This window comes from Lutispora thermophila DSM 19022, from assembly GCF_900142105.1.
Lineage (GTDB): Bacteria > Bacillota > Clostridia > Lutisporales > Lutisporaceae > Lutispora > Lutispora thermophila.
The window spans coordinates 90494-113424 of record NZ_FQZS01000010.1 but is presented as its reverse complement, the minus strand read 5'-3'; the positions used below and the strand labels follow the sequence as shown (position 1 = coordinate 113424).

The following is a 22931-nucleotide window of genomic DNA, read 5'->3' as shown; positions in this document are numbered from 1 at the left end:
AGGTCTTGCACATCCCAAAGGATCTTGTTGCCAGAAAAAGATTCTACTCTTTTCCGTTACTGTTGGCAACATAGCATGGCGCTACTCCCCTTTAATTATTCAAATCTTTTAATACATTATACAGAAAATATAGCAATTAGTCAATTATTATGTTAAAAAATAACAGTTAGCTCCAACTGCTAATACTAGATATATCTGTAAGAATCAATTCTTTATTTCTTTCCTCAACTGTACGTATTGACCATTCATTTTGGAAAACCAACACAGGGTTATTCCTATCATCCCATAATACCTTTGTATCCAATGTAAGTCTCACCTTTTCAGGATTAAAGTTTTCCGATGCCACCCATCTAATATATTTATATGGTAAATGTTCGATATTAATTTCAGTTCCGTATTCATTTTTAAGTCTATACTCCAATACTTCAAGCTGAAGTATTCCTACCACTCCAACGATCATATCTTGAGCTATAGAATCCTTTTCATGGAAAACCTGTATTGCTCCTTCCTCTGACAGTTGTTCAATACCTTTTATAAATTGCTTCCTCTTTAGTGAGTTTTTAATATATACCCTTGCAAAGTGTTCTGGAGCAAAAATCGGTATTCCCTCAAACTTAAATTGAGGATTTTTCTCACATAACGTGTCTCCAATTTTAAAAATACCTGGATCAAATAACCCTATTATATCTCCTGCATAAGCTTCTTCAACAATCTCTCTGTCCTGGGCAAGAAATTGCTGAGGTTGCGTAAGGCGTATTTGCTTTCCTGCCTGTACATGATTTACACTCATCCCTTTTGTGAATTTGCCTGAACATATTCTCATAAATGCTATTCTATCTCTATGTGTGGGATTCATATTAGCTTGAATCTTAAATATGAATCCGGAAAAGAAATCGTTTTCTGGGTCTATCTCCCCTATATCTGCTTTTCTTGGAAGAGGAGGTGTGCTCATCTTTAGAAACTCCTGCAAAAAATTCTCTACTCCGAAGTTTGTCATAGCACTTCCAAAAAATATAGGAGTCATTTCTCCCTTTAATACCTTGTTCATGTCAAACTCATCGCCCGCCATATCAAGAAGATTTATATCTTCAATTAGTTTGCTATGGGCTTCTTCTCCTAGCAGATCCCTGAAGATAGGATCTTCAACAGACTTTTTCATTGAAGGCACTATGCTTTGACCATGGTTACCTCCTGAAAACAGTTCCATATGCATCATTTTCCTGTCATAAATACCTAGAAAGCTTCCGCCTAATCTCACTGGCCAGTTCATAGGATAGGATTGTATACCAAGAACTGTTTCTATCTCTTCCATAAGCTCAAAAGGATCGCGCCCTTCTCTATCCAGTTTATTAATAAATGTAAAAATAGGTATGCCTCTCATGCGACAAACCTTAAATAGCTTTTTAGTCTGTTCTTCAACACCCTTCGCATGGTCAATTATCATCACAGCACTATCAGCAGCCATAAGGGTTCTATAGGTATCCTCGCTGAAGTCTTGATGCCCTGGTGTATCCAAAATGTTTATACAGTATCCTCCATATTCAAACTGCATGACACTTGATGTTACGGAAATACCTCTTTGTTTCTCAATTTCCATCCAATCTGATACGGCATACCTCTGGGCTTTCCTTGATTTAACTGAACCGGCAAGCCTTATGGCACCTCCGTATAAAAGCAGTTTTTCGGTAAGTGTAGTCTTTCCCGCATCTGGGTGGGAAATAATAGCAAATGTCCTACGCCTTCTAATTTCTTTTTTTATATCATATTCTACAAGCCCCATTTATCTAAACCTCTCTTCAAAATTCTCTTATATATTTCCCCACTTAAAACAAATTAATTTTACATGAGTCAAAAAACTCTGTCAATCCATATATCTTTAAAAACTATTATGCAACATATAATAATGCAGAGAATATATATTAAAATATAAATCGAGGAGGTGTACTATGCAAGAATATGGTCATGTAAGAGAATTTTTCTTAGGTGCCAACACTCATAAAGGATTTCATTCTTTTTATGATTATGTTGTTCCTGGGATTCCCAACAGGTTATTTATTTTAAAAGGTGGGCCTGGTACCGGTAAATCAACTTTCTTAAGAAAAATTGCGAGTGAGTTCGCTGATATGGGTTATGATGTGGAACTGCATCATTGTTCTTCTGACAATGATTCATTAGATGGTATTCGTATAGTCCCTTTCAATATTGCAGTTATGGATGGCACTGCACCACATACTACGGATCCCAAATATCCAGCTGTAGTAGATGAAATTATTAATCTTGGCGATTATTGGCACAAGGAAAAAATAGAAAAAAACAGAACCTCAATAATTAGCATTGGTAAAGAATTAAAAAAACTCTATACTTCCTCTTATAGATTCTTAAATGCAGCAAAGGAAGTCCAAGATGATATGGAAGCATTGATTGGAGACGACTTCGACTGGTTAAACTACACTAAAATGCTGAATGAGTACAAAATGTCCATAATGGAATCAGCAAAACCTACAGGAAAACAAGGAGAAGCAAGGCATTTATTCCATTCCTCAATCAACTCTTCGGGTAGAGTTGATTATATAGAAATTGCTCTTCCAAAGAAACATGAATGTCACTATATCAAGTGCCAATATCAAGGAGCTGCAACAAAGCTATTAAATTCTATAGTTTCGGATTTATTAATGACAGGCTATGACGTGGAAGTTTTTCATCAACCTTTAGATCCGGAAATAATAGAGACCATTATGGTTAATGAGCTGGGCCTGGTAATCTCTAGCGATGCCAATGTGGAAAAGACAGCAGTAAGAGTGATTGATTTAGACATCCTTAGGAAAAAAGATATTTCTGACAACGAAAGTTCATTCCTGACAAGAGATAGAATTCTTTTCAACAATCTTATAGATGAAGCCATAATGAAAATTAGAACAGCTAAAAAACTTCATGATGAATTAGAGAAGTATTATATAGAAAGCATGGATTTCAAAAAAATAGCCGAGCTTAGATGCAAAGTCATAGAAAGAATAAGAAGTATGTGCAAATAACCTTAAGGAGCATGCTAAGATTTATTAGCATGCTCCTGTTTCAACATCCCGTATAATAAGAGGTCGTATCTATTCCCATCTCTAAAAATAAACTCTCTATATGCTCCTTCCCTTTTAAATCCTACGCTTTCATATAAAGCTATTGCCGTTTTGTTATATTCTATAACATTTAGTTGGATTCTATGAAAATTAAGTTCATTGAAACCAAAGTCTAACAATAATTCCATAGCTTCTTTGCCATAACCTTTACCTCTGATTGTTTTATCTCCGATTCCAATAAAAGTAGTAGCAACTCCATTGGTCCATAATATTTCATCAAAACCCGCTACACCTATCAAATTATTCGAATCTAGCATTCTAATGGCAAATATAAACCTTTCTTCAGAAGTTTCATAGTATTCCAAAAGTTTTATCATGTCCTTTTTAGATTTTGGTATTGCAGGAACCATGTCATAGTATCTCATAAATTCAACATCATTAAACCACTTTGTCATTATATCAATATCATCCTCAATTAATGAATCAAGTTTAATATTCTTACCAATCAACATATTTCTCATAATCAATCTCTCCGTATATCCACCAGATACTTCTTTTCCAGCTTTATCGGGTCATAGGCCAACTTAGCTCTTCTGAGACCCGGTATTCCTATGTCCTCTTCCCTGTTTATATGTTTCACATCCTTGAGATATAGCTCAGCAAAAGTTCTGTTTATAAAGGCATAAATACCGTTATAAATTGTGTCTCCTTTTTCAATGTGAATTATAGCCATGTTTTTATTTACAATCTCACCTATAGTAAATCCAGCAATAACATCATTTACATAAACTGCCATCCCAAGGCCATTCAACAACTTCAGGTTATGCATAATATCCTTTATCCCTTTTAACTCACATACTAATTGATGGTTGCTCTGCTGTCCACTGAACCATTCTTCAGCAAATCTTATACAATCATTTATTACTTTATCTTCTGAAATATCTTTAATGCTGTACTGATAACTGCTTACAAAGTGATTATATTGGCTCTTTCTTTTCCTTAGCTTATCACCATTTAGTTTTATTAGTTTTTCCGTCTCATAAATATAATCAAAGTTTTTTACATCTTGAAAATACTGAAGTTTTTCATCATAGATTTTTTTCAGCTCTTCCAGAAAAGGTTCCTCAATATCTGAAAACAACACCTTCATACTGCTGTTGCTCTTCTTGTACTCTATCAATTCAGATATGATATCTTTTAAGTTGCCTTTTGTGTAACCAATGGGTTGCATAAATACTGTTCCTTTGCCTTCTTCCGTCTTTTTAATTATCAAAGCATCATTAAGTATTGCATACTCCACATTGCAATATTCTCTCCAGAGATAGAGATTTAAAAAAGAGTATTCATATGTATTAAAGTTATAATCCCCTAGATATTTCATAAATAATTCTCTGTCACTCAGCTCTAATGTTTTAAACTGTAGCAAACAAATCACCCTTTGAATTTAATTTACTTTTTTTATTATATAATCATTATTATTATATCAATTATACCACAAAAAAGTAGAAAAACTCCTACATAGGATAACCCATAACAATATAATATAAATTGAATTGATTGCAATGAAATAGGAATACTTTTCTTGCTAATTAATAATATATACTGAACAATACTATGATGGAGGTAATTTCATTGTTATCAAGAGCAGATTTCATAAAAATTTCTCTGGAAATCAATCTTTTCTTTCAAAGGATTATGAAAGAGCATTTGTTTTTTATAGAAACCAATCTACAACCAGTCCAGACTACTTACATCAAAAAAGCCGATGACCTAAAAAAAGCCTTCGAACAACTTTTGAGGCAAACAGTAACCTATTCCCATGGAATTACACCTGAAAACATGCTTAAATACAATGAATTTGTTACTCCTTATACATTAAAAGCAGAAGAATTAACTACAAAGTTAACCGGTGCAAGTCTTAGCACAGAAATTACAAAAACTGAGCTTAAACTTTCCCGTATCAGATACCATGATTTAGGAGACAGATTAGAAAAAGCCGTAAAGGATTTAAACAACACATCCTTGAACTTACTCGAAGAAGTCATAGATTATAAAAGAAAGCTGCTGTCTATGGTGTTAGAATGCAAAATATTTATAACATTATATCCTAAAATGCTAGATCACCTTATAGATGAAGCAGAATACTATTCAGAATTGTTAAAATCCCTGCAAGAAAGAAAAAATGTAAGGAAAACTCTATGCGAAGGTCTTAATTTCTGGAATAACCTAATGGCAGAACATGCACAATTCATCGATGGAATGTTAGATCCAACTGAAGAAAGTCTTAAGAATACTTCCAAAGCGTTTTCAGAGAAATTTGAGAAGTTAATAGAAGAATGCATCAAATCAGCAGAAGAAATAATAATTAAAAGAAGTCAAACTGCAACGGAAGAAGTAATTAACTTCAAAAAGGCTGCCACAGAAGGATTATTAAAATGCGAAATTAAATCCATCATACCTCCTCTTCTTGCGGATCATGTACTTCGTGAAGCTAATCATTACATAAGAATATTAGAAACATTATAGTTCTGGAGCATTATGGCACATAAGGTTTTCTCCGCAAACTCTGTATACAAGCATATTTTCATAAATAGCAAAAAAGGAAGCCTTTAGCTTCCTCTATTTTTATATAATTATGGTGGAGATAAGCGGGATCGAACCGCTGACCTCTTGAATGCCATTCAAGCGCTCTCCCAGCTGAGCTATACCCCCAATATTGCCAACGACATAACGCCGTGACAATATATATAATAAATTATTTAAGGATTTTTTGCAACAGTTTTATAAAAAATTTTATTGAACCATATTTTCCATTTCATTCAACAGGTTTTCAAATACCATTAAAGCTTTCTCGATAGGCTCAGGAGTAGTCATATCCACACCGGCTTTTCTGAGTAGTTCGATGGGATAATCTGCCCCTCCGCTCTTTAAAAACTCCAGATACCTACTTCTCGCACCTTCTTCCTGATTGATAATTTTGCTTGACAAAGCAATAGCCGCTGAAAAACCTGTAGCATATTTATAAACATAGAAACTGCTGTAGAAGTGAGGTATTCTTGCCCACTCCATCTCAATATACTCATCCATCTCAACATCAGGTCCATAATATTGCTTGTTGAGGTTAGCATATATCTCTGATAATAAGTCTGCTGTAAGAGATTCACCTGATTCAACCTTTTCATGGATAACCTTCTCAAACTCTGCAAACATGGTTTGTCTATATACAGTTGCTCTGAATTGCTCCAAGTAGTGATTGAGAAGATACATTTTCAACTTTTTGTCCTGGGTGTTTTTCAGCATATAGTCCATGAGCAATGCTTCATTAGTTGTTGAAGCAACTTCTGCTACAAATATTTTATATTGAGAATATACATAATCTTGATTCTTGTCTGAATAGTAGCTGTGCATGGCATGCCCCAACTCGTGAGCAAGTGTGAACATGCTGTCTAAGGTATCATTATAATTCATCAACACATATGGATGAGAATCATAGCAGCCCCACGAATAGGCACCGCTTATCTTTCCTTGATTTTCGTACACATCTATCCATCCGTTTTCATAGGCTTCATCCAGCAAATTTACATATTCTTCTCCCAACAGACTAAGTCCCTTTTTTACCGTATCCTTAGCTTCAGCATATGGTATTTCGATATTTACATCCTTAACCATGGGTGCATATATATCATACATTTGCAGTTCATCTAATCCTAATAGCTTTTTTCTTAATGCCATATAGCGATACATCAAATGCATCTTATTATGAATGGTATCAATCAGATTATCATATACTTCAATAGGAACATTATCAGGAAACATAGCAGCTTCTCTGGCAGACTTATATTTTCTCACCTTTGCATTAAAAATATTTGCCTTTACGTTAGCATTTAACATAGCTGCGAGAGTGTTTCTATGATTTTTATATGTAGAATATAAAGCCGTATATGCATTCTTTCTAACTTCTCTGTTTGAACTTTCAACCAAAGCCATGTATCTTCCCTTTGTCAATTCAATTTCTTTGCCATCATCATTTTTGACCATGGGGAACTTAATATCAGCATTATTGTACATGTCAAAAATATTCCCAGGAGCTTGAGCCAACTCTCCTGCCATCGCCAATATCTCTTCCTCATTTTTTGATAGCACATAGGGTTTCATTCTTCTAATTTCATCCAAATATCTTTTATAGAAACCCAATTCATTGTTTTCCTTATAAAATTTCTCCATATCATCATCAGATATACTGATGATTTCGGGCATCATAAAAGAACTTTTAGCTTCCAATTCAATACCCAATGCATCTGCTCTGTCAGCTAAGCTCTGATAAAAAGAATTGGCAGTGTTCTCGTGGCTTTTCATATGGGCATATACATGCAGTTTTTCGAAGAGCCTTGACATATTGGCACTCAGCTTAATTGATTCCAATAGATTATCAGATGATTCTGCAATCCTATCATTGTACTCTGAGAGTTTGTTTACCATGTTCTTAACTTTTTTAAAATCTTCTTCCCAAAGCTCAACAGACTCATAAATATGTTCCAATTTCCACTTAAACTCATCTTTTATTTCCTCTCGCTTTGGATTAGATGCTTGTATTTTCATATAATTACACCTCCTGGTGATTTTTGTAGCCACTATATATTTATTTTAATACAAATTCATTGCAAATATAAAGTAAATTGAGCCAAATATAAATGAAATTTTCCATCATAAATGTTACAATTTTATAAAAAGCTTATTATGAAATCAAAGAAGGCAGGTGTTATTTTTGAAAATATTGATTGTAGATGATGAACCAGCCATTGTTGATTTAATTAAACTCAACCTACAATTGGAAGGTATTGATTCCATATCCTGTAATAATGGTACCGATGCCATTAGACTGGCTAATTCCCAAAATCCAGACTTGATTCTCCTTGACATTATGATGCCAGGCATGGATGGATTTCAGGTTTGCAAAGAACTTCAAGGACTTAACATACCTATAATACTCTTAACCGCTAAAAACTCCATTAAAGACAAGCTTTATGGCCTCGAACTGGGAGCTGATGATTATATAACTAAGCCCTTTGACAGCAGAGAGCTAATCGCTAGGGTAAAAACTGTTCTAAGAAGAGTCAATAAATATAGCGTGAAAGACGAATCATTAATTACTGCAGGTCCCATATCTGTTAATATTAAAGAAAGAAAGGTTCATATTGATGAAAAAGAAATAACCCTTACACCAAAGGAATATGATTTGCTGCTCTTTTTTATTGAAAACCAAAGGGTAGTATTCTCAAGAGAAAATATTCTTGAATCAGTATGGGGATATGAGTATATAGGAGACAGCAGGACTGTAGACATGCATATTCAGCGTTTGAGAAGAAAATTGGGAAAATACAGCGTTTTTATCAAAACAGTATTTTCCATAGGCTATAAATTTGAGGTGAATTATGAAGCTTAAATATAAAATTCTTGCCTTAAATGTTGCGGCCCTGTTAATCATGCTAATAATACTGGGACCTATAATAATTAAGATGTCTGATAATTATAATCTTTCCAATATACTTAATTATCTTCAAAGCCAAGGTGATTATAGCTCGATATATATAGAACAATACGTCCTTAATAAGGCAAGCAATATTTTTGAAGTTCCAAGTATAATGGAAAGCGACTCTTCTTATCTATGTTCTTATCTGGAAAAGAATATCAATTGCAGGGTCCAAATATTCTATGGTAACACTCTGTTGGGCGATTCAGAAGAAGTATTGGATAGCAAAGCAACTGTAAGACCAGAAGTTAAAGAAACTTTTAAAGGTAATAGGGCCTATTTCATATCAAAAAATAAAAGCCGTACCCTTTATTATGCTACACCTCTTAATATTGACGGAAGATATAATTATTCTCTTGCTTTTATATATGACCTTACAGTTGCTGATAATATGAAAAAACAAAATATAAACATGTTCATGATAACCGGTTTATTATCAGCTTCTCTGTCTGTATTTTTCAGTATTTTTATTTCCGGCAGAATAACAAACCCTATAAAAAATCTCACAGAAACAGCTAAGCTTTTATCCAAAGGCGACCTGAATCAAAAAGTTGAGGTACACAGCAACGATGAGGTAGGTGAACTAGCAGACAACTTCAACTACATGGCTGAAAGCTTAAGAAACATGATCCATGAATTAAAAGATGAAAAGGAAAAGCAAAAAAACTTTTTTGATAATTTTACTCATGAAATACGAACACCTCTTACAACTATATTAGGCTATTCAGAATTGCTTTGGAAAACAGACAGCATAGAAGTTAAAGATAAAAGCCTTTTTCATATAACATCTGAAGGCAAAAGAATGTTGAACATGGTAGAAAAGCTTTTGGAGCTGTCCAGACTAAAACGCTTTGACTTTGAAATAAACAAATGTGAAACCAACTTAAAGACTCTTGTAGAAGAAGTATGTGACTCCATCCACTATAAACTCGGGAGATACAATATTGCTTTAGACCTTAAGCTTGAAAATTTATCCTCTTTTGTAGATCCGGATCTTTTTAAACAAGTGATAATTAATACTCTTGATAACAGCATTAAATACAGCGAAACAACAAAAATTGAAATTGATCTTATCAAAGATAATGAAAAAACGAAGTTGATTATAAAAGATTATGGCATTGGGATAGAACCATCTACTTTAGAGAACATATTTGAACCCTATTATAAAGGTGATAAATCAAGAAACAGCAGCATAGAAGGTTGGGGGCTTGGTCTATCAATTGTAAAAGAGATTATAGACAAACATGATGCAAAAATTGATATTGCCAGCGAGAAAGACAGAGGAACCCAAGTAACTATAACCCTATGATCAACAGGAGGAAAAACAATGAAAAAATTATTTATTTTATTGCTATGCTCCATAACTTTGCTTTCTTCTTGTACTATAAAAGAAAATGAATTGGTAATAATCGACAATCGAGATAACAACAAGAATAGTACCTCAGCAAAGATAAAAGACTGGCAAATAGATATAGCATCTCAAAAAATAGCGATAGAAAAGAACAAAGAAGTAATCAGCAAATTGGGTGAAAATATTATACCAATCACCGTCTCTCCAGACCATAGTGTTGTTATTGGTTATAGCAATGTAAAAGACGAAACTACTGATATAAGAAATAGTATGGTTATAGCGGGCAATATGGTACAGTATATGGATCTTTTTGCATGTGACATTGCAAATAATACCAACAAATATCTAGGTAAGTTCATGTCAATAAAAAGTTTTCAGTTTGATCACGAAGGTAAACAATGGGCTTTTATAGATGGTGAGGACAATGTATATATATATAATTTAGAAAATGGAGAGCTTTATAAGGTAATTGAAAAGTATAATTATAGAGAGTTTAACACAATATGCTGGTCTCGGGATTCTAAACGATTGATGTTCAACAATAGAATGATCTTTGACATTGCTTCGAGGGAATTTATCTCAATAGCAGCCGATAGCTATACGCCTTTTATTAAGGTTGGTTTTAGCAACAATACGTTTATAACAGAAATGAAGAACAATAAATACGATAATATAATCGCACTCTATAACTTTGATAATAAATCATATACTCAAATTGCCGATGGCTATTATAAGGACTCAGATAATACCAATCTTATATATACAGTAGACTTGCTGCAAGGTTTAAAAATTGTCAATTTGAAAACTTTAGAGAGCAAGACTATAGAGGATGGTCCTGTTTATTGCGCAAATATATTAAAATCAACAGGCGAAATAATATATACAACTTTAAACTCGAATTTTGATGATGATAGATATCTTCTTGTGAAAATCGATCCAGAAACCATGACTAAAAAGGTTTTTCCTCTATGTACTCCTTCTTATTATTTGAGCCCTGCTGAAGATGTTTTAAATTTTATAAGCGATTATAGCGAAAATTCAACTATGATAGATTTGAATTCCTTTAAAGTGATAAAAACTATCAATAAGAAGGATAATGAAGATTTAAAGAATATAAAATCTACAATCTTAAAAATGTTTTATTTGGATTATAGTTTTAACGGCAGCTATGATGAGTACGAAGTTAAAGCAAAAAAAATATATACAAACACAGAATACCCTGTACCTCAGGAAGCATTAAACAACAAATTGACGGATTTCAAACGTTTTAATACCCCTTTGCCCAATAATCAAAAGGAAGATTATATACCTCCTTCTATAAGCTTTGACAGTATATCAATCAAAGGAAATAAGGCTTCAATAAACATAGGTCGATTTTTCATAAATTCCATTGAGTTGGTTAAGATTGAAGATGAGTGGTACATCACTGGTTTTTCTACTCATCCTGAATCCAAAGAAGTGAGTCAAATAAGAAAAACAGTTAAAAATCACATTGACGCCATCTTGTCAGGAAACAAAGCAGAGGCTCTTAAGCATTGGGAAGGTATGGAAGAAAATGAAACTGTAGAAAATAATCGCAATGTAGTAGAAAATCTTATTAATAACAGAGACAAAATCCTCATAGAAATTGGCGAAACAGAATTATGGTCCATGAGTGATCCTCATCGAGCCGAGTCTCCTGAAGCAGCCACAGAAGCACGAACTAAAGTAATAATTAAAGACGGTAAGAATATCAGTAAATATAAAATAGTACTTTCTAGAAGAAATAGGGGTGAATTTGAAATACAGTTTTGGGATACAGATCCTCTAAGTGTGTCACAGCTTTATTAGTGAAATAAGAAGCAGGGCTATTATGCTATAATGAGCCCTGCCTTTTCATATGAAGCTTTCATTTTTTCTACTACTCTCACCAGCGGTTCATATTCTTCATAGAATACGACTATAATATCATCTGGTTCAGCATTAGCTATTGCCATTTCAAGAGCCTTTTCCTCACATAATTCTATAGTAACCTCAGATTCTGATATTGAACCTTGCTGACACCCTTTTTTCAATAGCTCAGCAATTTCTCCTGTTTTTCTTCCACGCTTATCTTTATCCTCCTTGATATATATTCGATCAAAACAATTTCCACTCATTTCTCCTATGGTTATTGTACTGGAATCCGTTCTATCTCCAGGTACACCGATGACACCGATGAGTTTCTTCTTTTTCATTGCTTTAAGAGAATTTAGAACATTTTTATAGCCATCGATATTATGACCATAGTCTATTATCACTTTTATGCCATTTACATCAAATTGATTGAACCTTCCCGGATTTTGCTTTTCATTACATTCAAACGTCGAAAGACCTCTTATGATGTTCTCTGGTTCAATTCCTAAACCATAAGCTCCTGAAGCTGCTGCAAGGGCGTTATAAACATTATGCTTCAGAAGACCGCCCATTGCAGCAGGTATCTGATCTATACCCATAAGAAGTTCTGTTTCATTTTTTCTACATAAATATATATTTTTATCATCAGCAAAAAATCCAACGCCACCTTGTTTAATATGATCTATCAAGTATTTATTGTCAGCTTTAGCTGAAAATAGTATTAAATTTGATTTCACTCTCTCTTTAATTGACATACAATATTCATCATCTGCATTAAGCACTGCATATCCATCTTTCCTTACTGCTTCAACAACCAATGCCTTTACAAAAGCTAAATCTTCCACATCATATATTCCATCTATACCCAAATGGTCTTCCTGTATATTTGTTATCAAACCCACATCAGCTAAATCATATCCTAATCCCCGATTTACAATTCCGCCTCTTGCTGTTTCCAGTACGGCATAGTCAATTCTCTTGTCCATCAATACTGCTTTTGCACTTAATGGACCTGTATTATCTCCTTTTTTCATGCATTCATCATTGTAAAAAATACCATCTGTATTAGTCATTCCCACATTATACCCCATGGATCTCAGAATATGAGATATCATTCTGACGGTTGTAGTTTTTCCGTTTGTTCCTGTTACCGAAATCAGGGGGACAGTAATTTTTTTATCTTCTGGACAGAGCAATTTCACTATTTCAGCCGCTACATTTCTGCCTTTACCCTGACTAGGGAAATGGTGCATTCGTATTCCAGGAGCTGCATTTATCTCTATGATCGCCCCATTAGCTTGCTCAAGAGGTATACCTATATCGCTTACAGTTATATCTACTCCAGCTATATCTAATCCAATTACCTTGGCTGCCATTACAGCCATCATAGCATTTTCTGGATGAACTTTGTCTGTTACATCTATTGCAATGCCACCGGTACTTAAATTATCATTCTCTCTCAGGAATACCATCTCATCTTTTTCTGGTACATATTGAAGAGTTTTATGCTGCTTTTCCAAGTGAGCTTGAACTACTTTATCAACAACGATCTTTGTCAGCGGTTTTTCGTGGTCTTCTCCTCTTAATGGGTTCTCCCTATTCTCCTTTTCAATAAGTTCCTCAATGGTACTCTCTCCGTCACCAACTACATGGGCCGCAAGTCTCAATGATGCAGCCACCATTTTATCTCCAACAACTAAGAGCCTATAATGGTTACCCTTGACGAACTTTTCTACCAATACTGTATCTTCATATTCAGAAGCTATTTTATATGCCTCCAATGCTTCTTCCGGTGTTCTCAGATTAATTGATACACCAATTCCGTGACTTCCATAATTGGGCTTTATTACTACAGGAAATCCTATGCTCATACAGTACTGCAGCAACTCATTCTCATTGCTTACAATTTTACCTTCAGGTACAGGCAATCCATACTCTGCCATTATGCTTTTTGCAAGGGTTTTATTGCAGGCTACATCAACAGCTATACAAGTAGAATTATCCGATAACGTTGCTTGTATTCTTCTGCTGTGTTTACCATAACCTAGTTGAAGTAAACTTCCATCCCCTATTCTAATTACTGGTATGCCTCTTTTTTCGGCTTCCTTAATAATCATGGATGTGCTTACTCCAATATCTGTCTTTACACACTTAGTCTTTAGTTCCTTAAGCTCCTTTTGCAAATCAAACTCTTTATTTTCAATAAAGCTATTTATCACATCAACGGCAATTCTTCCGACTTCTATTCCTGCCAATTCATTTATATATCCATATACCACGTTGTAAATAGTATTCTTATCACCTTTAAATGCCTTTCCATATCCGATGTCATAACCTAACATGTTTTGAAGTTCTATGGAAACATGTTCTACCACATGGGCTAGATAAGTACCTTCTGATAGCCTATCTATAAAACCACCTTCATAGCCTCTTGAACAACTATGTTTTTTTAAACCAGGAAGAAGATTTATCAAAAAATCATTTAAGCCTTCAATGGCTTTTGTTGGTGTATCACAATATTCACCTAAATCTATTACCATTTTTACAACAGGTTTGTGACTGTATATGTTTCTTCCTTTGTAAGCATAACTGCTTATAATTTTCACTTTTTATCCTCCTCAAATTCTATGTTCTTACCTTCTTCATAATCTTTTTGTATTATTCCCTCTTTAGTTACCAGATTAAACCCGTAACCTTCTGGGAAAACATGAATTTTTACATCTGTGATGGCCAAGGGGTCATCAGGGTTTTGCTCTGAAACATTTGTATAAGATATATCTCTGCCATCAATTACGGTCACTACACCGGAACCTGCTACCCTAAAGGTAAGATCACTCCTGACAATAGCTGCTGTGTCTTCATCAATACCCAATCCTATTATCCCTGGGTTCTGTGCCACAGCTGCTAGTAATCTCCCTATTCTACCTCTTTGATTGAAATGCTGGTCTATGATAACGCCCTGTAAAAGTCCCATGCCAGGAGCCATCTTTAATGTACACTTTCTTGGTGCTTCATCATCCTTCCCTTCAACTACCATAATCTGGCTCATCATTGATGCTCCTGCGCTGGTACCGGCAATAACCTTGCCATTATTCAAGCTATCCAAAACTGCTTTATGAAATTCTGTTCCCCCTAGTATGCACGAAATTCTTAATTGATCTCCACCAACAAAAAAAATGCAATCACACTCTTTGATTTGCTTTATTAATCTATAATCATTTGCCTGGGACCTTTCAGTTATGTTTATTCCATAAACAGCTTTACTCCCCAAGCTCTTGAATATTTCATTATATTGTTTTTCAGCTTCATAGGGACTATTTGTTGCAGTAGTTACAACAGCAACTGTACTATTATCTCCCCCTGATAATTTATGCACAATCTTTAGAATTCTCTTATCTGTTGTTTTATCTTCGGCACCACCGATTATCACCAAGGTACCTCTTTTCAAGCCTGGCATAGCCACACTCCTCTTTTCACAATATAATTTTATTTTTTCTAATTTGCAAAATAATATACAATTAGATAAAATAGACTTGTTTACCATGAACATAAATTTTGCGAGGTATTCATATATGAAAAAAATTACTTTTATAATCCTCATTTTATTATTATTTGTTATATCATCTTCCTGTATAATAGATAATCCATCCAATCAGAACAATAAAGAAAATATAGCCTCTAGCCCACCTGTACCTGATATGTCAGAAAACAGTACTCCCAAACTTTCTTATGAAGAAAGGATGATAAATAATATGAGCCTTGATGAAAAAATCGGCCAGTTAGTTATCCTAGGTTTCTCCGAAGGAACTACCGATGAAGAGTTAAAAAAACTCATTCAGGTAAATAAAGTAGGAGGTTTTATACTCTTTAGGCGGAACTATAGTAATTTCCGAGAACTTTATGAATTAAATTCAAAGCTTAAAAATTATAATAAAGAAAATAAACTTCCACTCTTTATCGCTATTGATGAAGAAGGCGGTACCGTGTCCCGTATTCCAAAAGAAGGCATTACAATGCCGGATGCTAGAATTTTTGGCCAAATCGATGATTTATCATTGACTGAAAAATCGGGGAGAATAATTGGAAAACAACTTTATTCTGCTGGTGTAAATATGAACTTTGCACCTGTTCTTGATATATTGAGCAGAAATGATAATACTTTGCTGAAAAATAGAAGCTACGGAAATAATGCAAACAAGGTATCTTCACATGGCCTTTCCTATATCAAGGGTATTAATGAAGAAGGAATAATATCTGTTCCCAAGCATTTCCCCGGCCATGGTCATACAAACACTGATTCCCATGCCAGTCTGCCGATTATAAACATTGATCTGGATACACTGAATAACAGGGAATTGGTACCTTTTAGAAATGCAATAAATGCAGATATTGATGCCATGATGATAGGTCATCTGTCCTTTCCTAAAATAGATGAATCAGGGAAACCTGCCTCCAGATCAAAAGTTTTCCTTACGGATATTTTGAGAAATCAGCTGGGTTTTAAAGGAATTGCCATATCCGATGATCTTGAAATGGCTGGTTTTGTGAAAGGCAAAGAATCTCTAGAGGATGCAGTAATAGAATCTTTCAATGCAGGAATGGATATATTTGTTATATGCCATACAAAGGAAATGCAATACAGAGTTCTAGAAGCATTAAGGAAAGGATTATCAAAAGGATTAATCTCTGAAGATCGTATAAATCAAACCTTAGAAAGAATTATAAAAGTAAAAACAAAATATACTCTATCAAATGAAATGAATCTCCAATATGATGAAGCCTTTGACTTGTTCATTGATAGTGAATACAGAGATTTTATAAATTCTACAAGAAAGGCTTTTACGGAGAGTACAAATTAAAAATTTATACTTTCCTAGCATTATAAAAAACCGATGAGGCATATCATAATGATATGCCCCATTTATACTATACATCCATTTCCATTTCAAAAGGACCTTTGAAAGGTTCAGACACACCTATATGACCCATCAAAGTTTCTGACTTATTGCCATCTATAAGAAATTGGACTCTTTGAATGTTTGGAAGCGCATTTAAGGTTCTGGTTATCTGCATTATCGTAAATATCTCCTGCATAGATCCACCATATAATCCATCTCGAGCAAAGTTCACAAACGCGGTACCATCAGCCACTTCAACATTTATCAATTTGGCACTGGATGGTATCTCTGTGCTAAGCTCCTTATTATCTGAACCTTTCATCAACTCTCTTACCACAGCTTCCTCAAGGGATGTATCCCCATACTTCACCAATCTTTTTTCTGAAATCAACTTTTCCAGATTCTTATCACTTGTTTCTATATACTTTTTGTTAACAAAGAAAAGTGTTACTTCCTGTTCATTAATTTTAGGGGCTGGATCAACAACTACATTTTCATCTTTGCTTCCATCCTTAACCGCATGTTCCTTTTCAATTCCGCTACAAGCAGCTAAACTAAAAACCATCAACAGAATCAACAACATTGAAATATATTTTTTCATAACATTAACCCCTCTCTTTTTTATCTGACTACATTATAAACTTCAACATTTAAAATAAAGTTAGCAATTGTTAAGAAAATATGAAGAATATCAAATAGATTTCTAAAATTGCTATAAAGGTATGTTTATAATAAACTTAGTACCTTTTCCATAAGTACTTTCTACAGATATTTTCCAACCATGTTTCTCAATAATATTCTTAACTATTGAAAGCCCTATTCCGTAACCATTGACTTCGGAAATCATGTTTATGCTTGAATCCAATACTCTAAATCCTCTATCAAAAATGCTGTACAAGTCGTCTTCCTTAATACCTATGCCATTGTCCTCTATAGTCAGTACCCCTTCAGTTGTAAACTTTTTCATGCTGATAACTAAGTTGTTTTCTTCCTTATAGGGATCTTTATATTTCACTGCATTGTCAAAAAGGTTCATCAATGCTTCCTTTACTTTGTTTTTGTCACATTTAATGCTAAGTCTGTCAATTCTCTCCATGTATATCAAAACATCATTTTTTTGTGCATATGGTTTTATTAATTTGACCACATCTTCTAATATCTCAGCCATATCTTCGACTTTCATATCCAAACTAACATCTTCTAGCTTTATGGATTTCAGTAAATAATCAACTAATTGACTCATTCTTATGGTTTCTTCCCTTATATCTTCCAGAAACTCTTTATAGGTTTCCATTCTGTTTTCACCTAAAGAAAGAGAATCTATAAGTATTCTAATTGCTGTCAGAGGAGTTTTTAACTCATGAGATATACTGCTTATAAAGTGCTTACGATTATTTTCAATCATCTTCAGTTTTCCACTCATCTCATTAAAAGATTCTATGAGTTTTCCTATTTCTCCACTTCCTTGCTTATTCATCTGATATCCTAAATTGCCTGATGACAATCTTTCAACTGCATTACTCAGACTTCTTATAGGCCTGGTAAGTCTATTTGCAGCCATAATGGTTAGAAACAAGGAAACACTTAAAGAAATAGCAGATACACTAATAAGTGTATTTTTAAGGCTCCTTACATCAGAGATCATTTTATCCAATGATGCGGATATCAGCACTACACCCTCTATGCCTTTTCCCTCTTCCATATCAAATGATATAGGTACCGAAAGCTGTAATACCTTTTTACCTCCTAACATATAGGTGGCGGACTTAGATTTTCCTTCTAGACTATTTCTAATCTCTTCATTATCAACCACCTTGTTTACATAAGAATTAAAGCTATCTACAACTACTTTTTTTTGGGAATTCAATATTAGTATTCTGGCATCTGCTTGTCTACCATAACTTTTTACCATAGTGTTTATCAATATGATGTCTTCTTGATTTGCTCTATATATATCAGCTACTATATTGGCAGTCTGAAAAAGCCTTATTTCCTCATTTCTAATTCTTAATTCTTCGTATTTATTCAAAACTAATACGCTAAATAAACTAAATGTTAATATAATTATTATGCTGTAGATTAACAACATCTTAATTCTTATTGAAATAATAGCCTACCCCCCATTTTGTCATTATATATTCAGGGTGCTTTGAATCTTCCTCAATTTTATCCCTCAGATTTCTTATATGCACATCTATTGTTCTTACATCATAGGCCTCTTCCTTCCATACCAAATTGTATATATCTTCTCTTGTAAACACCCTTCCTGGATTCCTCGCCAAAAGATTAAGCATATCGAATTCCTTTGCAGTAAGGTTCGCTTCCCGTCCTTTAATAAATACCCTCCTCTGGCTTTGATTGATAACTATATCTTCTTGGGTTATAGACCTATCTGAGGCAATACTTTCTGTCCTTCTCATAATGGCTTTTATTCTTGCAATAACTTCCAATGTATTGAAAGGTTTTGTCATATAATCATCTGCTCCAAATTCGAAACCTAAAATCTTATCATAATCTCCGGTCTTAGCAGTCAGCATGAGTATTGGTATATCATATTCCTGCCTTATCCTTTTGCATAACAGCATACCATCAGTATCGGGCAGCATTAGATCCAGTATTATGAAGTCTATAGTGTTTTTTTCAAGAAGCTCCATTGCCTCAGCTCCATTAAACGCTGTAAACACATTATAACCTTGCTGCTCTAAACTATGTTTCAAACCTTTTACAATAAGCTTTTCATCATCAACTATCAATACATTCATAACCAATCACCTGCTTTAATAAGAGTTCATTATATAATCAATAACTATGCAAAAGACCTGCAATGGCAGGTCTTTACTAATTGACATTTGATAGATAATCTACTATTTCTTCTATCAAATCATTTTCTATTATCTTTTCCGATATATCCAGTTCTATAAGTATTTTGTCAATTTTGTCTTTCAAATTCTCTATAAGATAAGGTTCTCCGGTGTTTATGTCAAAAGCAGCTCCATCAGCTGTAAGACATAAATATCTATCATCTACAAAATATCCATTTCTCATAACAGCAATACCTTCGTCAGAGTTAAGCAAATCCCTTCCCATCATTGGAATAGAATTGCTATCTATGCCCATAATGTTTATTAAAGTAGGCATCAGGTCAACCCCTCCTCCTGCTATTGTCCTGATACCAGCACCCTCGTCTCCAGGTAAGTGAATGATTAGAGGTACTTTTTGAAGCTTAACCCACATATAATCATTCATGTCATCAATATCTAGAAAATTCGCCAATTCATCTTTTTTATCTTTAGAAACAGCATGGTGATCCCCATATATGGCAAGGATTGTATTATCCATCAAACCTTCTTCTTCCAACCTATCTATCAAATATCCCAGAGATGCATCAGCATAATGTATTGCTTCTAAGTAATTTCCCAAAAAAGTACCCTTTAACTCCCCTACATTGAGAACATTATTGTAAGCTTTCGTATTATCATATGGATAATGGCTTGTCAATGTAACCATAAAAGCATAGTAAGGTTCCTTTACATTTTTTAAATAATCCAAAGATTGGCGGAAAAAAGACTTATCGCTAAGTCCCATTCCTATAACTTCATCGTGATCATAATGATTTCTATTTAAATACTCATCAAAACCTAAACTTGGGTACATGACACTTCTGTTCCAAAAACCTGGTTTATAAGCATGCATTGCATAGGTATCATAACCTTGCTCCTTCAATACCTTCGGCAATGAGTAGTAATAGTTGCCAGGATATTTCATATACACGGCTCCTGTTTTCAATGGAAACAGGGATGTGTTTGCTAGAAATTCAGCATCTGATGTACCTCCTACAGAAGTTTCGCAATAATAGTTGTTAAAATAAATACTTCTTTCTATCAGCTTATTGAGATTTGGTGTTATATCCATCCCGTTTATCTTTTTTCCTATTACAAATCCTTGCAATGCTTCGACTTGAACAACTATAACGTTTTTTCCTTTGCCTGTGCCGAAAAATCGTGGATTATGCTCCAATGAGTCTTTCTTTTCTTTAAACCATAGCTTTATCTTATTTCTCTCATCCTCGCTTAAGGTATTGTTTTTCTCAATTTCTTCCTTAAAAAACTTAAATGCATCTATTGCATGATAATTTAATAAACCGATATGTTGAGCAATATAAGCCTTATCATAAAATGTAGTTAAAATATTAGGTTGATTTTTATCCAGCATAAGCACACCATAATAAGAAAGAGCTAAGCCAACTGTAAATAGAGCAATGGATGCAAAAATGCTGGTTATTCTATTTAATTTTACTCCTTGTGAATTATATTTCGCTAATCTAAATGCTGGAACCAATAATAAGAAATCTGCAAAAAACAGTATATCCGAAATATGAATCAGACTTACTACACTGCTGGATACAGATCCTACCAATATAATCTGAGTAATTATAGGCAGAGTAATGATATCATTAAAATACCTGTAGAATAATAGATTAGATACTATTATAAAAGTTATAACAATATCTAGCATTAATAGACTCCTCATTCTCCATTTACTCTTGATAATAGGCATCAGACATAAAAGAATCAATAACGCTCCTATTGAAGATATTACAAGGCCTTTAATAGAGTAAATCTTGCCACCAATAAGATTATTAAAATACATAAGCTTAGCAATCATAACAATACTAAATATTGATACTATCACCATCATTTTTACCTCTCTAGAATCAATAATTTACAACAATATCTATATTACAACACAAGCAGATCTATTTCAATCCTTGCCATTCTGCCACGTTATAATAAGTTTTATGCTTTTTAGTATTTTTACCAGCATTTATCAAGTTATATTCAAAACTGATGAAAAACTAAAACATCCACCATATGCTATAAAGCTATAGTGGATGTTTGGATTTAGAACATCAAACTATTTTATTTGAGGTTTAACCGTATCCATATAAGTGAATTTGCCGTCTTTAACAACTTTTATCACTGCGTCCTTGACCGCATCGCCATTTTCGTCAAGAGTTATAACGCCTGCAGCTCCCATAAAATCTTTTGTCCTGGCAATTTCATCTCTAATCTTCACAGGATCCGCACTTCCGGCTCTCTTAATAGCATCGAGTATAAGTATATATGCATCATATCCAAGAGCAGTAACAGCAGCAGGTTCTTTATTATACTCCTTTCTGTATTCTGTAAGGAATTTCTCTGATTCAGCAGTTATAGGTTTTTCAGTAGCAAAGAATGTTGAGAAAACAGTACCTTCAACGTCTGCTTGACCAATTTCAATAAACTCAGGTGTTTCCCAAGTATCTCCACCGATAATTGGAACAGTAATTCCCAACTGTCTTGCTTGTTTTATCAAAAGAGCAGATTCCGTAAAGTTACCAGGTGCAAATATCACATCAGGCTTTGCTGCGCTAACATTGGTCAACTGAGCTGTAAAGTCTTGGTCACCTGTGTTATAGTTTGAAGTTGCTACTATGCTGTTTTCATCACCTGTAAGAGTTTTAAAGGAATCAACAAAGTATTTAGCAAGTCCTACTGAATAGTCATTGGAAACTTCCTGTATAATTGCTGCTTTTCTTGCTCCCAAATTGTTGTATGCATAGTTTGCCATTACTGTTCCCTGGAAAGGATCAATAAAGCAAACTCTGAAATAATAATTATTATTCTGTGTTACTAATGGATTTGTACAAGAAGCACCCACTGCAGGAACTTTTGCATTTCTAACTATATCACCTGCTGCCATGGAAAGTGAACTCCCCCAGCTGCCAATAATTGCTGATACTTTTTCTTTTTCTACCAATAAAGCAGCTGCATTTGCAGCCTCAACCTTGTCTGATTTATTATCAACAATAACAAGCTCTATCTTTTTACCCAAAACTTCCGGATACAATTTGTTAGCTAGCTTTACCCCTTCAACTTCGAGAGCTCCACCTCCAGCATTTGCACCTGTGATAGGCTCAAATACTCCTATTTTGATTACATCAGATTCTGTTGAAGTCAATTTTTTTTCTGATGTACCTGGGTTTTCCGTCTCTGCCGGTTTAGCACAGCCAGAAAGGCCAAAGGATAAAATAAGTACAATAGCAAACAAAAAACTCAATTTTCTCATTTTTTCTCCTCCTCATACATATTTTATATTTACTATATCTTATAGATATAGTAAATCTTCCAAATAAAAGAAAAACCCAAATGCATAATAATACATTC

The 22931-nt window shown here is 34.0% G+C and carries 17 protein-coding genes and 1 tRNA gene; 6 read left to right on the top strand and 12 right to left on the bottom strand.

Going from position 1 to position 22931, the window contains the following annotated elements; genetic code table 11:
• Positions 1–166 precede the first annotated feature (166 nt).
• A complete protein-coding gene (locus BUB48_RS08575; protein WP_073025828.1) occupies positions 167–1780 on the bottom strand; it encodes a peptide chain release factor 3 in 1614 nt (537 codons plus the stop codon).
• 166 nt (positions 1781–1946) lie between these two features.
• Here BUB48_RS08575 and BUB48_RS08570 point away from each other — a divergent pair, with 166 nt between their 5' ends.
• Positions 1947–3032, top strand: coding sequence for a hypothetical protein (locus BUB48_RS08570; RefSeq protein ID WP_073025827.1), 1086 nt, complete (start codon positions 1947–1949; stop codon positions 3030–3032).
• A 14-nt stretch (positions 3033–3046) separates the two neighbouring features.
• Here the strand turns inward: BUB48_RS08570 and BUB48_RS08565 are convergent, their stop codons facing one another.
• Together BUB48_RS08565 and BUB48_RS08560 are read right to left on the bottom strand one after the other, a co-directional pair.
• Positions 3047–3592 (bottom strand): GNAT family N-acetyltransferase, encoded by a 546-nt coding sequence (locus BUB48_RS08565; RefSeq protein WP_073025826.1) that lies wholly within the window; start codon positions 3590–3592, stop codon positions 3047–3049.
• Between the two features lie 2 nt (positions 3593–3594).
• Complete coding sequence (locus tag BUB48_RS08560) at positions 3595–4497, bottom strand: DUF2156 domain-containing protein (RefSeq protein ID WP_073025825.1); 903 nt, start codon at positions 4495–4497, stop codon at positions 3595–3597.
• A gap of 206 nt (positions 4498–4703) precedes the next feature.
• On the opposite strand from BUB48_RS08560, the gene BUB48_RS08555 reads away from it, so the two are divergent.
• Positions 4704–5597: a DUF2935 domain-containing protein gene (locus tag BUB48_RS08555; protein ID WP_073025824.1), complete on the top strand. Its 894-nt coding sequence runs from the start codon at positions 4704–4706 to the stop codon at positions 5595–5597.
• 110 nt (positions 5598–5707) lie between these two features.
• Here BUB48_RS08555 and BUB48_RS08550 read toward each other — a convergent pair.
• Both BUB48_RS08550 and pepF read right to left on the bottom strand, forming a co-directional pair.
• Positions 5708–5783: transfer RNA gene (locus BUB48_RS08550), tRNA-Ala, on the bottom strand.
• An 81-nt stretch (positions 5784–5864) separates the two neighbouring features.
• The gene (gene pepF / locus BUB48_RS08545; RefSeq protein ID WP_073025823.1) at positions 5865–7670 is read right to left on the bottom strand and encodes an oligoendopeptidase F; all 1806 of its coding nucleotides are present in this window, start codon (positions 7668–7670) and stop codon (positions 5865–5867) included.
• 157 nt (positions 7671–7827) lie between these two features.
• Between pepF and BUB48_RS08540 the strand changes: the two genes are divergently transcribed.
• From BUB48_RS08540 to BUB48_RS08530, 3 genes are read left to right on the top strand one after another with little or no spacing between them, the layout of a single operon-like run.
• Complete coding sequence (locus BUB48_RS08540; protein WP_408631045.1) at positions 7828–8514, top strand: response regulator transcription factor; 687 nt, start codon at positions 7828–7830, stop codon at positions 8512–8514.
• On the top strand, positions 8504–9910 hold the full coding sequence (locus BUB48_RS08535; protein WP_073025821.1) for a sensor histidine kinase: 1407 nt from the start codon (positions 8504–8506) through the stop codon (positions 9908–9910). Before BUB48_RS08540 ends, BUB48_RS08535 begins: the two co-directional genes overlap by 11 nt.
• An 18-nt stretch (positions 9911–9928) precedes the next feature.
• Complete coding sequence (locus BUB48_RS08530) at positions 9929–11782, top strand: hypothetical protein (protein WP_073025820.1); 1854 nt, start codon at positions 9929–9931, stop codon at positions 11780–11782.
• Positions 11783–11802: 20 nt separating this feature from the next.
• On the opposite strand, the gene cphA is transcribed toward BUB48_RS08530, so the two are convergent.
• Positions 11803–14433 (bottom strand): cyanophycin synthetase, encoded by a 2631-nt coding sequence (gene cphA / locus BUB48_RS08525; protein WP_073025819.1) that lies wholly within the window; start codon positions 14431–14433, stop codon positions 11803–11805.
• Entirely contained in the window at positions 14430–15284 is an 855-nt protein-coding gene (locus BUB48_RS08520; protein ID WP_073025844.1) for a cyanophycinase, read from the bottom strand. The genes cphA and BUB48_RS08520 overlap by 4 nt, the downstream gene beginning before the upstream one ends.
• A gap of 115 nt (positions 15285–15399) precedes the next feature.
• Between BUB48_RS08520 and nagZ the strand changes: the two genes are divergently transcribed.
• Positions 15400–16686 (top strand): beta-N-acetylhexosaminidase, encoded by a 1287-nt coding sequence (gene nagZ / locus BUB48_RS08515; RefSeq protein WP_073025818.1) that lies wholly within the window; start codon positions 15400–15402, stop codon positions 16684–16686.
• 67 nt (positions 16687–16753) lie between these two features.
• Here nagZ and BUB48_RS08510 read toward each other — a convergent pair whose 3' ends face one another.
• The 5 genes from BUB48_RS08510 to BUB48_RS08490 all read right to left on the bottom strand — a co-directional run bounded on the left by BUB48_RS08510 (position 16754) and on the right by BUB48_RS08490 (position 22833).
• On the bottom strand, positions 16754–17326 hold the full coding sequence (locus tag BUB48_RS08510) for a GerMN domain-containing protein (RefSeq protein WP_073025817.1): 573 nt from the start codon (positions 17324–17326) through the stop codon (positions 16754–16756).
• A 111-nt stretch (positions 17327–17437) separates the two neighbouring features.
• Positions 17438–18754: a sensor histidine kinase gene (locus BUB48_RS08505; protein WP_175548393.1), complete on the bottom strand. Its 1317-nt coding sequence runs from the start codon at positions 18752–18754 to the stop codon at positions 17438–17440.
• A 61-nt stretch (positions 18755–18815) separates the two neighbouring features.
• Positions 18816–19487 carry a response regulator transcription factor gene (locus BUB48_RS08500; RefSeq protein WP_073025815.1) on the bottom strand — a complete coding sequence of 224 codons (672 nt, stop codon included), beginning with the start codon at positions 19485–19487 and terminating at the stop codon, positions 18816–18818.
• Between the two features lie 76 nt (positions 19488–19563).
• Positions 19564–21423 carry an LTA synthase family protein gene (locus tag BUB48_RS08495; protein WP_073025814.1) on the bottom strand — a complete coding sequence of 620 codons (1860 nt, stop codon included), beginning with the start codon at positions 21421–21423 and terminating at the stop codon, positions 19564–19566.
• Between the two features lie 216 nt (positions 21424–21639).
• Positions 21640–22833, bottom strand: coding sequence for an ABC transporter substrate-binding protein (locus BUB48_RS08490; protein ID WP_073025813.1), 1194 nt, complete (start codon positions 22831–22833; stop codon positions 21640–21642).
• Positions 22834–22931: the final 98 nt, after the last annotated feature.